This window comes from Brumimicrobium salinarum (genome assembly GCF_002844555.1).
Taxonomy (GTDB): domain Bacteria; phylum Bacteroidota; class Bacteroidia; order Flavobacteriales_D; family Crocinitomicaceae; genus Brumimicrobium; species Brumimicrobium salinarum.
This window is the reverse complement of the sequence record NZ_PJNI01000005.1, coordinates 1-12,580: the sequence shown is the minus strand read 5'-3', so window position 1 is coordinate 12,580 and position 12,580 is coordinate 1. Positions and strand designations below refer to the sequence as shown.

At 33.6% G+C, this 12,580-nt stretch carries 14 protein-coding genes; 3 read left to right on the top strand and 11 right to left on the bottom strand.

Annotation, left to right across the window (positions count from 1 at the left end; translation table 11 throughout):
• Positions 1-131 precede the first annotated feature (131 nt).
• The 11 genes from CW751_RS05645 to cdd form a co-directional block, all read right to left on the bottom strand.
• Positions 132-1,127, bottom strand: a complete 996-nt coding sequence (locus CW751_RS05645; protein ID WP_101334029.1) for a S41 family peptidase — start codon at positions 1,125-1,127, stop codon at positions 132-134.
• Positions 1,128-1,130: 3 nt separating this feature from the next.
• Positions 1,131-2,027 carry a hypothetical protein gene (locus CW751_RS05640; RefSeq protein WP_101334028.1) on the bottom strand — a complete coding sequence of 299 codons (897 nt, stop codon included), beginning with the start codon at positions 2,025-2,027 and terminating at the stop codon, positions 1,131-1,133.
• A gap of 60 nt (positions 2,028-2,087) precedes the next feature.
• Positions 2,088-2,675, bottom strand: a complete 588-nt coding sequence (locus CW751_RS05635) for an SOUL family heme-binding protein (RefSeq protein WP_101334027.1) — start codon at positions 2,673-2,675, stop codon at positions 2,088-2,090.
• A 322-nt stretch (positions 2,676-2,997) separates the two neighbouring features.
• A complete protein-coding gene (locus tag CW751_RS05630) occupies positions 2,998-3,705 on the bottom strand; it encodes a ZIP family metal transporter (RefSeq protein ID WP_101334026.1) in 708 nt (235 codons plus the stop codon).
• A 272-nt stretch (positions 3,706-3,977) separates the two neighbouring features.
• Entirely contained in the window at positions 3,978-4,547 is a 570-nt protein-coding gene (locus CW751_RS05625; protein ID WP_101334025.1) for a hypothetical protein, read from the bottom strand.
• Entirely contained in the window at positions 4,544-5,038 is a 495-nt protein-coding gene (locus CW751_RS05620) for a hypothetical protein (protein WP_101334024.1), read from the bottom strand. The genes CW751_RS05625 and CW751_RS05620 overlap by 4 nt, the downstream gene beginning before the upstream one ends.
• 57 nt (positions 5,039-5,095) lie before the next feature.
• Positions 5,096-5,350, bottom strand: a complete 255-nt coding sequence (locus CW751_RS05615; RefSeq protein WP_101334023.1) for a TRL-like family protein — start codon at positions 5,348-5,350, stop codon at positions 5,096-5,098.
• 555 nt (positions 5,351-5,905) lie between these two features.
• Positions 5,906-6,139 (bottom strand): FeoA family protein, encoded by a 234-nt coding sequence (locus CW751_RS05610; protein WP_101334022.1) that lies wholly within the window; start codon positions 6,137-6,139, stop codon positions 5,906-5,908.
• A 237-nt stretch (positions 6,140-6,376) separates the two neighbouring features.
• Positions 6,377-7,681: a pyruvate dehydrogenase complex dihydrolipoamide acetyltransferase gene (locus CW751_RS05605; RefSeq protein WP_101334021.1), complete on the bottom strand. Its 1,305-nt coding sequence runs from the start codon at positions 7,679-7,681 to the stop codon at positions 6,377-6,379.
• 14 nt (positions 7,682-7,695) lie between these two features.
• Positions 7,696-8,748: a pyruvate dehydrogenase (acetyl-transferring) E1 component subunit alpha gene (pdhA, locus tag CW751_RS05600; RefSeq protein WP_101334020.1), complete on the bottom strand. Its 1,053-nt coding sequence runs from the start codon at positions 8,746-8,748 to the stop codon at positions 7,696-7,698.
• A 90-nt stretch (positions 8,749-8,838) separates the two neighbouring features.
• On the bottom strand, positions 8,839-9,309 hold the full coding sequence (cdd, locus tag CW751_RS05595) for a cytidine deaminase (protein WP_101334019.1): 471 nt from the start codon (positions 9,307-9,309) through the stop codon (positions 8,839-8,841).
• Between the two features lie 145 nt (positions 9,310-9,454).
• On the opposite strand from cdd, the gene CW751_RS05590 reads away from it, so the two are divergent.
• From CW751_RS05590 to CW751_RS05580, 3 genes are all read left to right on the top strand, one after another.
• Positions 9,455-10,207, top strand: coding sequence for a polyphosphate polymerase domain-containing protein (locus tag CW751_RS05590; protein WP_101334018.1), 753 nt, complete (start codon positions 9,455-9,457; stop codon positions 10,205-10,207).
• Positions 10,197-10,817: a DUF4956 domain-containing protein gene (locus CW751_RS05585; RefSeq protein ID WP_240612536.1), complete on the top strand. Its 621-nt coding sequence runs from the start codon at positions 10,197-10,199 to the stop codon at positions 10,815-10,817. Before CW751_RS05590 ends, CW751_RS05585 begins: the two co-directional genes overlap by 11 nt.
• 112 nt (positions 10,818-10,929) lie before the next feature.
• On the top strand, positions 10,930-12,580 hold a 1,651-nt coding region (locus CW751_RS05580; RefSeq protein ID WP_205677792.1), incomplete at its 3' end, for an SBBP repeat-containing protein.

The following is a 12,580-nucleotide window of genomic DNA, read 5'->3' as shown; positions in this document are numbered from 1 at the left end:
CTAAATCAAATGGCATATATAAACGGTGGAAAAGTTCCATCAGTACTAACCTAATTAAAATAAATAACCATGGGTCATGGGGTTTCAACCCCATGTTTTCGATTTTTATTTGATTATCAATTGATTTGTTTTTAATCCAACTCTAAAATTGCTCTATCCAAAATTTCATCTTTCGTTAAGTCATTCCAGTCAAAAGCAACGTTTATATCTGCTGGAACACCGTTTTCAGCATAATTGTTTTCATTAATGTCTAGTAATTGACTAATGCTAAATCGATATGTCCAACCATTGGGTAATTGTCCACCGTTGGGTAATCCGCCGCCACCACCAGTAGTGTCACCAATTAAAGTAATGTTAGCAAAAGCTTTTGTCGCCATTGCAAAGAACGTTGTTGCGCTATATGAACCACGGTCGATTAAGACTACAACTGGTTTTGTATACTTTTTATTAGCTGAAGGCGTAACGTAGAAATCTTCTTTTTCACCAAAATCATTGGGTTTAGGTCCGTTCCTGGTGATACTGTATCCAACCAAAGTTTCTTTGTCTGTAAAACGCCCCAATAAAAGAGGAACATTAAAAATACTACCACCTCCGTTTTCTCTTAAATCTAAAATGATTCCTTTGGTGTTTTCGTATCGTGAAAGCACTAAATCCATTTGAGAAGCGCTAAAATTCGATAAAAAACTACCATAACGAATGTAGCCGATTTCTTTATTGCTTAAAAAATCATGTTTTAAGGCGCCAGTGCTCCACGGATCAGTTAGATAATGCTCGTTGATGGTTCTTGCGCGATAGTTTTTTGGACTATTTAAGGCTACATTATAACGAGAAACATTGAAAGGAGAAATCAAATTTGAGTGATCATCTCGCAACTCGTTCATCATGTCTGCCATGACTTCAAATAACTCAATTACACTTGAGTTTTCATTCAATTGTGGGCGATATGTGCTCTTAACTGCATCCCAATCTATATCTTTTAGTTCAAAGTAACTATACTTTTTGTCTACTTCGTTCCATAAATAGTCGAAGTTTTTTAGAGCGTCGGTAGAACCTTCATCAGGTCTGAAAAGTGCTTTCTCACAAGAGGAAAAGACCAAAATGGATAAAATAAAAATAAGTTTTTTCATGATTTAGCGTTTTTTGGTGTGAAAATAAATGGTGTATTGCAAACGATGACTAGCCATTTGGAAGTCTTCGAATTTTCCAGGGGCATGGGCTGCTTGCCACACATAAGATAAACTTCGGGCATTTCCATTAGGTAAATATTTGATGTATTCAATTTGAGTTTGTAATCGCCATCCATTAAGCGACCATTTGTAGTTTTCGAAAGCCCACTCCACAGGATTTGTCTCTGTTCCTTTTAATTCGCCATCATAAGAATAAGCATATCCAGGTCGATAATTAAAATTTAAAATCCCTACATTAAGTAAAACGCGCAAATCTCTCTTTATAGGTTTTAAAGTCGGTTTCCAAATCCATAAATTCAGCTGTTTCTCTTGAACTCTTGAAATGTCTCGTGTCCATTGCGCAGCTGCTGATAAATTTGAAAGGTTTTCTAAACCCATCGCATTGTTCTGTAAAGCCGGATTCCCACGAACGTTTTGTGTTAATTGTAATGCACCACCAACTTTCGTATTGTTTTTTTGGTTAGACAAATATTCAATTTTCCATAATTGTTGATAAAATAAATTGAAATTCCCCATAAATCCGAGCGTTGAAGGCTGAATTAGATCACTTTGAGAAATGCGAGCAGTGAGCGCACTAATATTCATCCCAATTTTAAAGATGCGTTCTCTTTCTTCCGATTTTTTAAGCCATGCCGAACTCAGGTGAAGTCCAATTCCGCTGTAAAATAGAGGAGAGGTGGCAAAGTCTCGGTAAGTGGGGAGAGTTAATCCAGAACCGAATTTTGTATAGAAATTATATGTCGAAATAGAATCTCTACTTAAGTTGTCTTGCGCCTGAATAGCAGGAATGAAAAGGCAAAAAATGATGCAAAGGAATGAGGCTTTTAATAGTTTATTCATCAAATTGAATTTATAAAAACAATCATAAATATAATTAAATAAATCCAGCACTATGAAAATCTATTGAGATAACTCAACAATCACTTCATTCCTACGATTTACCACATCAAAAGGAGGATTATACCCTAAAAAGAAAAAGTTTTGGGTGTGGGCAATGTTCTCTTCTTTTAATAATTTAATGAGTTGATTTTTATATTTTTCAATCTTTTCCGCACTTGCCCAACCAGCAAATGTAATGGCTGCTACTTTTTTATGAGGTGCTGTCTGGAATTCAATTTTAGAGGTGTTTGGATTTGGTAAATCCTCCTGCTTTTTGTCTTCAGGAACCATAAACATTACGGTCATGGAATCTTCTAATGACATTTTAACTGGAGAGGTCATGGCTATTTTTTCGTTTTTGTCATTCCCTCCAAAAATATAAGCTGCCAAAATTGAAAATCCTTCACGAGAAGCTTGGTCATAATCTTTAGTATCGAGCTTTACGGTTGAAAATAAGCGTGATTCATATTCTCGAATTTCGAAGTTTTCATATTTTTTTACAACTTCGTAGGGATAAGTTTCAGAGTCTTTTCTAATGCTCATAGCATAAATTTGAACAGCAATAAAAGCGGAAATAATGACTCCTAAAATGATAAAGAATATTTTCATTGTTGTTTTTTTAAGAAAACACTCAAAATAGGATCTTGTTCAATGTTTGTTGTCTTAACCCGAATTATTCACCAATCTTAAAGTTTAAGAATATTAACATCTGTAAGTCAGTATTTTAACTGTATTTCCTGTAAAATTTGAGAAACCCATTTTTGGGTATTTGTGTATTTGTAAGATTTTGATTTAATTTTGATCTATTCGTCGTTACAAGCCCTGCGAAATATACATATATTACTTTAGGTCTTGTGCCTAGAATAGATTTAAAATTAAATGCATGAACCGAGCCTGCGAGCTCAACGACTAAAGGAGTTAATAATCCGGGTTAAACAATCTTTTCTCCAATAATTCCAACTAAAAATCCTACAGCAGCACCGAGAGAAATTAAGTAATTCTTTTGGAGTTTACTTTCTGGAATTATGTCTTGAATCAGCAGGTAAAGAATTCCTCCGCTGGCAAAACTCATCAATAATGCTGTGAGTTGTGGTTGATCACTCAAGAAAAAATGACCAATTAACGCTCCCCCAATTCCAAAAAAGCTTAAGAAAAAGAAAATAATGAGTGTTTTTTGAGGTGTAAATCCACTTTGTACTAAGTCTCGAAACGAATTAAATGCTTCGGGTAAGTTTTGTAAACCAATAAAAATAGCCAACAAAATGGCCGTATTTGGTTCGATTGCAAACACAGCTCCCAATGCAATTGCTTCAGGAACGAAATCCATCATCATGGCAAGTAGGGTAGCGGTCTGACCTCCTTTTTTAGCTAAATATTGATCGATTAAAAAAAAGACAAATGCACCAATTGAAAACGATATTATCATGGGAAATAAATTCAATTCGTCCATGGCTTTCGGAATTAAAACCAATGCTAAAGCAGAGAGGATTATTCCTGCACCAAAAGACATCATTGTATGCGTAATTTCGTACTTAACGGGTGTTTCTTTAATGTGATGATTAAACAAATTGGCTAAAAGTCCACCTATAAATACAGTAATTCCTGCAAATCCAGAGAAAAGAATGATTTGTTGTAACATCCCGTTAAATTACAATTTCTCAAAAATTTTTACAAGAACATTATTGAAGAAGATGATTCAGTACTTCTATATGAGCTTGTTGTAGGTTACAATAATGAAAAAAAGAAGAGGTTTTGACTATTTTGAGCTATCAGAGGAAGTTGTCATCATAAAGATAATCTTCAAAGAAAAAGAAAACGTCTTATTTGATAAATCAAACTTATTCTATATCAATAAGTAGGTTACTTATAATTTTTAACAATTGCTTTTATAGTCTCTTCAACCGTGAGCATTCATTCAAATAAAACAAATACGTTATTGTAAAGTGTAATTATCTTTTTTGATGTTTTTCTTTTTGGCGTAAAAGAGTATTTTTTTGAATTTGCGTATAATTCCACTTTCCAGTTAGGATCATTAAATATCAATTTCAATTCTTTTAAAATAATTTCTGTTGAAAATCTCGATTCAAATTTATCATCCTCCCTTGCATTAAAGAGCAAGTCATTTTGTGTTTGTTTCACGCTATGAATAGAATTTGAAATGACTAGACTGTCTACTTCTCTTATTATATCTTCTATTTTAGCGCTGTAATTGAGTGTGGTTGTGGTGTTTATATCATCTTTGTAACGAATGGTGAAGTCCATAAATAATTCGTTTTTTAACTTTTTATTTTCAAACTCCATTGGTTTTATGAAATATTGATTGCCCTTATCACCCACATAGAAGGTTTGATAATATTTCTTCCCTGATTTTGAAGAGCCAGGCTTTAGGGACATACAACTAGAAATAAAAAATGTAATTATGAGGAAAACAATCAAATGTTTAGTTTTACTTAATTGTTTGTTTTGAGATGTTAAATTCATTCTATTTTCTTTATTCGATCTGATAATTTTTCAAAAGTAAATAAACTATCTGATAATTCCTTGTTTGTTGTAACAGCTAAGATATAAATCAAATTATTATTCAATAAACGTGTATATTCTGTCAACAGAGTATCTTGATTCTGAAATTGATTAAAATCATAGTGGTGTTTATCAAACTTGTTTTCTAATTTAATTGCATCTTCCATAAGGTTGTTTTTATGCAGATTTTCAAGCGATGTTGCAACGGGTAGACCAATAAAGATATGATGATTTTTTCCCTTTATTATTTTAAATAGTGGAATTTGATTCTTTTTGTTAGAGATTTTAGCGAGATAATTCTCTTTTATTTGGATCGATGGTTTTATCTCTTTTTCATGGTTATTAATTTTAAAACCAATATTATTAAAGAGTATGATTTCTTCATTTGATTGATTGCTTGTGGTACAGGCTGTTAATGCAAAGAAAAGCAACAAATAGATGGATTTTTTCATAAATAGATTCAGTAAAATAGGAGAGAAGACCATAGATCGACTCTCCTAAGTTCATGTTTATTTACCTGTTACGATTGTTTCGTAGGTAACAACGATGTTTAAAATACTCGTGTGCTTAATGTCTACTGTAGAAATTTCAGTAATTCCTCCGTTTTTAGCAGCAGTACTGATACTAGCATCAGCATCAAAGAAAAGAATCCCTAAGAATCCTGTTGCTTTAGCTGTTCCAACTTTATCCCCAACAGGGTTACTTGTTGCGTTAACAGGCATAGTTAATGAACAACTTGCCAACATTGCGGTTATCGCTAGCATTGCGACGATTGGTTTGATTTTTTTAACATAAAATAGTTTTTTTGTTTGCCTACTCGTATGGCTTTTCGGCTTCGCCCCGTTTTTGATGGTTTCTGAACTCCATTAAAATTTGACAGTAAAATTAATTTAATTTTAATAACTGCAATAAATAATTTTGATTTATAGGGTTTTCCCTGATATACTATTTTGTGTTAAAATTAATAGAGTTGTCTTTTAAAAACAAAAAACATGATTTCTTTATTGATTCCCCGCTATAATATCACTAACAATTTTAGAGGCGTCCCAAACTTAACCGACTGTTATGTGTGGTATCTATGAAGTTCTTGATTTTATAGCTGGAGAAATCATATTAAATCTATCCTAGCATAAATATAGGAAATCAATTATTTTACTTCAATTGTTACTAATGACAATCAAACATAAAATATTTGTTTTTTGAGAGATTTTCTTTCTTGCTTTTTGAAAAATGATTTCTTCAAATCAAAGCATAAAAAGATTTATAAAGCAAAATCTAACAGCTTTCTGACGAATGTGGTAATTTGTGGTGAAAATTAATTAAGATTTAGGCATCACAATAATATTCAAAGCATCAATTAGTCTCAAGCTTACAGCGAAATCATTTAAGCGAATCGCGATTGGATCACCAAATGGAGAGATTGAACGAATTTGAAAAGATGTTCCAGGTGTTAAGCCCATTTCTATTAATCTTTGTGAAACTTCACTTTGCTTAATCTCAGTAATGATTCCCCGTGCTCCTTTCTTTAACGTTGCAATGCTTGTCTTTTCCATACTTACAAAAATAGAGTAGGGCACGAGATTTTACAATACCTAGTTGTTGGTATTTTTATTCATTCTAAATAAACTTAAATAGTTTAAATACCGTTTGTTCAGTTTTATTTTAAATATTCTATGTGGATAAGGATTTGTTTGCAAATGGTTAGTTTATTTTGTTGATGAGATATAAGGTATAAAAAAAGCGCCCAAACAGAATTGAATGGACGCTTTATATATTATTGTTCATTAAAATTACACAAGCATCATCATTGGATTCTCCATGTATGACTTAAATGTATTTAAGAATTCTGCTCCTGTAACCCCATCAACGACTCTATGATCACACGATAAAGTTACTTTCATAATATTTCCTGGAACCACTTGCCCATCTTTTACTACTGGAACTTGTTTGATTCCTCCGATAGCTAAAATACAGCTGTCAGGTGGATTTATAATTGCTGTAAATTCTTCAATATTATACATTCCTAAGTTAGAGATGGTAAATGTATTTCCTTCCCAATCTTCTGGTTGTAATTTTTTATCTTTTGCCTTTTGAGCATATTCTTTTACTTCTGAACCAATTTCCATTAAACCTTTCGAGTCAGCAAAACGAACAACTGGAACAAGTAAACCTTCTTCAACAGCTACAGCAACACCAATATTCACATGGTCATATCTTCTAATTTTATCACCCATCCATGCACTATTAACATTTGGATGCTTTTTAAGGGCAACAGCACATGCTTTAATAACCATGTCGTTAAATGAAATTCTAACTCCATCGTTTGCGTTTACTGCTTTTCTGGCAGTTATCGCATTGTCCATGTCAATTTCTAAGGTTAAGTAGAAATGTGGTGCTGAAAACTTGCTCTCTGCTAAACGCTTAGCAATGGTTTTTCGCATTTGAGAAATGTTCTCATCTGTGTAAGACTCTGTTAATACATTTCCTCCGTTTGATGAAGACTTACTTTTTGCGCTATTTTTAGGTCTGTCCTCTGGTTTATAGCTTTCTATATCTCTTTTTACAATTCTGCCATTTTCTCCAGAACCTTCAACATCATTAAGGTCAATATTCTTCTCTTCTGCTAATTTTTTAGCTAGCGGAGAGGCAAAAATACGTGTTCCATTGTCGGAAGAACTGCTACTTGTTTTATCTTGATTAGAAGATGAACTTGTTTTAACATTCTTCTCATTTTCTTTAGGCTCTTCTTTCTTTGTTTTTAAATCTTCTGTATCAGGTTCAGGTGTTTCCTCAGCAGATTCATCGTTTGAAGAATCTTTAGCTTTGTTTTCTTCAATTAATTGATCAACATCTTCACCTTCATCACCAATTATGGCAAGGATATCATTTACAGGAGCTCCCTGGCCTTTTTCAACCCCGATGTATAAAAGTTTTCCATCATAAAATGATTCAAACTCCATAGTCGCTTTATCTGTTTCAATTTCAGCGAGTAATTCACCTGATTCTACATCATCTCCAATTTTTTTATGCCATTCAGCAACGACACCTTCGGTCATTGTATCTGATAGTTTGGGCATTAAAATAACTTCAGCCATTGTTTTCTAATTTTTTAGTATTCAATAATAAATGGATAATCTTCAGATTTATAAACGTCCTTGTAGAGTTCATCTTTAGTTGGATAATCTGAATTTTCAGCGAATTCGATCGCTTCTTTCACCTCATTAGCTACCCAATCCTGAATTTCTTTAATTTCATCTTCTTTAAGGTATTTATTTTCTTTAATTACCTTCAAGCAATGCTCAATTGGGTCTTTTGATTGGTATTCCTTAACCTCGTCTTTTGTTCTGTATTTTTGAGGATCTGACATTGAATGACCTTTGTATCTATAGGTTTTAATGTCTAATAAAGTTGGTCCATCTCCTTTTCTTGCACGATCTGCAGCCATTGCAACAGCCTCATGAACCTCTTCAGGTGACATACCATTTACCACAAAAGATGGCATTTCATAAGAAGAACCGAGCTTTGATAAATCCATAACATTCGTGGTTCTTTCGACAGAAGTTCCCATTGCATAATTATTGTTTTCCACAATAAATATAACAGGAAGCTTCCATAGCATTGCCATGTTGAATGTTTCGTGAAGTGCACCTTGTCTTGCCGCACCATCACCAAACGAAACCATAGTTACGTTGTCCGTACCTTTGTATTTTTCTGCAAATGCAACACCAGCTCCCATAGGTATTTGTGCGCCAACAATTCCATGACCTCCCAAAAAGTTTTTTTCCTTATCGAAAAAGTGCATTGAACCACCTTTACCCTTTGAAATACCAGTTTTACGTCCGTACAATTCAGCCATTAATTTGCGGACATCCGTTCCTAAACCTATTGGATGCGCATGATCACGATAGGCCGTCATGTGGAAATCACTTGGTCGGGTAGCGCTTACTGTTCCAGCAACTACTGCTTCTTGACCAATGTATAAGTGACAAAATCCACCAAATTTCTGTTGGATATAAAGTTGTCCGGCCTTTTCTTCAAATTTCCGCATCAATAGCATATCCTTATACCATTTGATGTAAGTTTCCTTTGAGAATTTTTGCTTTTTCGAAGCACTTTCCTTTTTCGTTGTTTTCTTGGGTTTTTCTGATGATTTTGCTGCCATAGTTTAATACAGTTTAATACGATGTGACAAATATAGAATATATATTTTTTTAAAATAACTATCTAACATTAGAATTAGTGAAAATAGTTGTTAACTACCAAAAATAAAAGGAAGTAAATGGCGTATTCCTTCAAAAATAGTGAAACTACCATCACCGTTTTTAAGTATGATTTCAAATGATTCGCCTTGCATATCAGTGTATTCAGCCATGGCTTGGCGACAAGCACCACAGGGTGAAAAAATATCCCCAGCTTTTAATAGGTCACCGTCTCCAACTATTGCAATTGATTTTATTCCTTGTTTTTTCTGTTGTGCACCATAGGAAAATAATGCAACGCGCTCTGCACACAGTCCTGTTGGATAGGCTTTATTCTCTTGATTACTGCCAATAACAATCGTGTCGTCTTTGAGCAGTAACGCAGCGCCAACTTTAAATCTTGAATAAGGAGCATAGGCATTTTTTGCTGCTTTTTCTGCTGCTGAAACAGTTTTTTGCTGTTCGGCTGTTAATTCATCAACCGAATTAACATATTGATAGGAAAATTTGAATTCTTTCTTCATAATTTATTCTATTATCCATAAAAGAATGCAATTCCTTATATGGAAGGCTAAAATATAAGGATTATTCAAAGGGATGATATTTTTTTGACTATTTTTCTCGAAATATACGCATCATTCGAAAGGCAATTTATATTTTTATGCGCACATGGAAAATTATACGGAATTACTTTCACATTTTCAATCGATTAGCTTGCCAGCGTTAATTGATGCTCAATTAATGAATCGTGTGGATACAAAGTTTGTTTTTCGTGTGGAGGATTTACCGGAACTTTTAATCGAATTGCAAGATAAGTACCACGTCTTAGTCGTTAATCAACAACGAATAGCGAATTATGAAAACATTTACTTCGACACACCAAGTAAAACATTTTACTTGGATCATCATAATGGTAAAGATCATAGATATAAAGTGCGTTACCGTAAATATGGGAATTCGGATAACACCTTTTTTGAAGTAAAGGAAAGGTGTCAAAATAGAACTATAAAACGTAGGATTCAAGTGGATAAGTTTCAGCATAATCTTGGTGTGAAGGCGACTACATTTTTAATTGAGAAGTTTCCTGAATTACCCCATTTGGACCCTCAACTTTTAAACACTTATCAACGCATAACTTTAGTTAATGAAGAATTAATGGAAAGATTTACTTTAGATCTGAATATTAGTTTCCAGTTCGAAGGCAAGTCAGTATATTTTGAAAATATCGTGATTGCTGAACTAAAACAGGCTTATGTAAATCGCAATTCTTTCGCATATCAATATATGAAAAAGCAGCAGTTACGTCCATCAAAATTGAGTAAATATTGCTTGGGAACATTGTTTACTTTTGACCAACCCATTAAATACAATAACTTTAAATATTCTTTCAATAAATTAAAAGCCTTAAATAATGCTTCTTGAAATGTCTACTCAATTTACCGAAATGCTAAATATTCAGATTTATAATCCAGCAATATTTAGTTTACTTTTTCGTTTGTTACTCAATTTTTTCTTCTTAACGATTATTGTTAGATGGGTTTACTATCCAAAAACTAAAAGGAAGGATTATGTTTTTACTTATTTGTTGATAGGATTGGTTACGTTTTTTCTGTCCTTCGCACTTAAAAAGTTTGATATTGGCATAGGTATGGGCTTGGGTCTCTTTGCTATTTTTGGAATTATCCGTTACCGAACACAAACCATTGAAATAAAGGAGATGACTTATCTATTTGTTGTGATAGGACTTTCGGTAATAAACGCAATGGCAACAGAGGAAATTAGTTTATTGGAAGTTTTATTGCTAAATGGAACTGTGATTATCATTATATCAGGGTTAGAATATTTTTGGTGGAAGGACAATGAACAAATGAAAATAGTAATTTATGAGAAAATTGATCTAATTAGACCCGAAAATTACAATGAAATGAAACATGATTTGGAGCAAAGAACAGGACTAACTATAATCCGTTTTGAAGTTGGTAATACTAATTTTTTGAATGATACAGCCGAGGTAAAGGTCTATTATAAGTAATAAGAAACTGGTTATTCAATTTTAGGTTGTTTAGATTATTTCTAAATCTTAAATGTTTTTTATTTAGGATAATAAATTGCATACCTTTGTCACCAAAATAAAACTACAACAAATGAAAAAACAATTACTACTTTTTATATCTTTCTTCTTGTGTATGCAAATGAGCTATGCACAAATAGCTAGTTTGAAATGGGCGAAACAACAAGACGGTAATGTTAGAGCTATGGCCACAGATTTATCTGGAAATGTATTTACTGGAGGAGTATTTGCTGGAACAGCCGATTTTGACCCCGCTGGATCAAATTTTAACCTTGTTTCTGATGGAGGTTATGAAGGATTCGTTTCTAAGTTGGATGTTGATGGAAACTTTCAATGGGCTTTTAAATTAGGAGGTACGTCAGCTGATTATGTGTATGATGTAGCAGTCGATAATGGTGGTAACCTGTATGTGTCAGGAGCTTTTCAAAACACTGTGGATTTTGATCCGAGCGTCAATACAGTGAGCCTTACGGCAGTAGATTCGCAGGACGGCTTTGTTGCCAAATATGATGCTAATGGGGCTTTAATTTGGGTTAGACAAATTGGAGGTACTTCCCAACAGGATGCTTATTCAGTCACAGTTGATAATGCAGGTAATGTTTATACGACAGGTTCTTTTTATGGAACTGTGGATTTTGATCCCGGTGCTGGTGTGGAAAATCTATCGGCACAAAACGCTTTTGACGCATTTGTTTTAAAATTAGATAACAATGGTGATTTTATTTGGGTGAGACAATTAAAGGGAAATTCAGAAATTTCTGCAGTAGATATTCAACTTGATAATAATGATAATGCTTTTGTGGTAGGATACTTTCATGAAACAATCGATTTCGATCCAAATGCTTCGAATTTCTCAATGACTTCTAGTGTTGGATTTGTTGATGCGTTTTTCATGAAATTGGATAATTTGGGCGATTTTGTTTGGGCAAAGCAAATTGGAGGTTCTGGAAATGCAAATACCTTATCGATTAGCATCAGTGCTTTAGGTGATTTATATCTCGCTGGAGAATTCAAAAGTACTGCTGATTTCGACCCTAATGCAGGAACAACGAATTTAAATTCTTTAGGGAATAATGATGCGTACCTCGCTAAATATGATAATGATGGAAACTTAGTTTGGGTCAATCAGTTGGGAGGAACAGATCGGTCAGCTGCCAGAGATATTGCTTTAAGTGCAAATGATCAAGTTTATGTCACAGGATACTTTAAGGGGACTGTAGATTTTAATATGGGAGGAACACCAAACTCGGTCACCTCTAATGGCCAAAATGATGTGTTTATTGCGCAATATGATGATAATGGTGTTTTTGTAGATGTGAATGGCTTTGGGTCATCAACTGGTTCTGATATTGGGTTTACTGTTGATGTGGATGTCAATGGTTTTGTTTATGTTGGAGGAGATTTTCAGGAAACAGTTGATTTTGATCCTAGAGTAGGAGTGAATAATTTAACTGCTACTGGAACAGATGGATTTGTTATTAAATTAGGAGATTGTAGTAATACAGGTACAGACACCCAGACTGCTTGTGAAAGCTTTACTTGGATGGATGGTGTTACTTATACCTCTTCAAATAGTACAGCAACTTATACACTTCTCAATGCTGAAGGTTGCGATTCTTTGGTAACACTTAATTTAACGATAAATCAACCTGTAAATCACTCCGAATCAGTTGAAGCGTGTGAATCAATCGTAATTAACGGAACAACTTATACAAGTAGTCAGA

Coding starts and splice junctions, on each gene's coding strand:
- CW751_RS05585 (WP_240612536.1), top strand. CDS start 10,197: ATGCTTCTTGAAATGTCTACTCAATTTACCGAAATGCTAAATATTCAG.
- CW751_RS05610 (WP_101334022.1), bottom strand. CDS start 6,139: ATGGAAAAGACAAGCATTGCAACGTTAAAGAAAGGAGCACGGGGAATC.
- CW751_RS05625 (WP_101334025.1), bottom strand. CDS start 4,547: ATGAATTTAACATCTCAAAACAAACAATTAAGTAAAACTAAACATTTG.
- CW751_RS05645 (WP_101334029.1), bottom strand. CDS start 1,127: ATGAAAAAACTTATTTTTATTTTATCCATTTTGGTCTTTTCCTCTTGT.
- CW751_RS05590 (WP_101334018.1), top strand. CDS start 9,455: ATGGAAAATTATACGGAATTACTTTCACATTTTCAATCGATTAGCTTG.
- CW751_RS05630 (WP_101334026.1), bottom strand. CDS start 3,705: ATGTTACAACAAATCATTCTTTTCTCTGGATTTGCAGGAATTACTGTA.
- cdd (WP_101334019.1), bottom strand. CDS start 9,309: ATGAAGAAAGAATTCAAATTTTCCTATCAATATGTTAATTCGGTTGAT.
- CW751_RS05640 (WP_101334028.1), bottom strand. CDS start 2,027: ATGAATAAACTATTAAAAGCCTCATTCCTTTGCATCATTTTTTGCCTT.
- CW751_RS05615 (WP_101334023.1), bottom strand. CDS start 5,350: ATGCTAGCGATAACCGCAATGTTGGCAAGTTGTTCATTAACTATGCCT.
- CW751_RS05620 (WP_101334024.1), bottom strand. CDS start 5,038: ATGAAAAAATCCATCTATTTGTTGCTTTTCTTTGCATTAACAGCCTGT.
- pdhA (WP_101334020.1), bottom strand. CDS start 8,748: ATGGCAGCAAAATCATCAGAAAAACCCAAGAAAACAACGAAAAAGGAA.
- CW751_RS05605 (WP_101334021.1), bottom strand. CDS start 7,681: ATGGCTGAAGTTATTTTAATGCCCAAACTATCAGATACAATGACCGAA.
- CW751_RS05635 (WP_101334027.1), bottom strand. CDS start 2,675: ATGAAAATATTCTTTATCATTTTAGGAGTCATTATTTCCGCTTTTATT.